Source organism: Opacimonas viscosa, assembly GCF_024199005.1.
GTDB lineage: Bacteria > Pseudomonadota > Gammaproteobacteria > Enterobacterales > Alteromonadaceae > Opacimonas > Opacimonas viscosa.
This window is the reverse complement of record NZ_JANATA010000161.1, coordinates 1-267: the sequence shown is the minus strand read 5'-3', so window position 1 is coordinate 267 and position 267 is coordinate 1. Positions and strand designations below refer to the sequence as shown.

At 46.1% G+C, this 267-nt stretch carries 1 protein-coding gene; it reads left to right on the top strand.

All coding sequences use genetic code 11. The features are described from left to right. Positions 1-267, top strand: a 267-nt coding sequence (locus NLF92_RS13115) for a hypothetical protein (protein WP_254102659.1), incomplete at both ends; no start/stop codon positions are given.

Sequence of the window (267 nt, the reverse complement as noted above, 5' to 3'; positions counted from 1 at the left end):
GGCAACCCAGTACGCACAATGTCATCGTAACGGAAACCCGTGGAGAAGATGCACAAGACGTTTTTCTGCTGGATTCAACCAGTGGTGAATTACGTCCGCTTTACACGCCGGCTGTGGCCGCAGCCTTTAGCCATTTCCACTGGAGTGACGACGGTAACACACTCTATTTTGTGTCGAATGTAGACCGTGAAATGACCGCTGTATTTTCTTATAACCTCACAACAGAAAAAACAACCTTGATACATGAAAGTCAGTTCGACTTAGAAA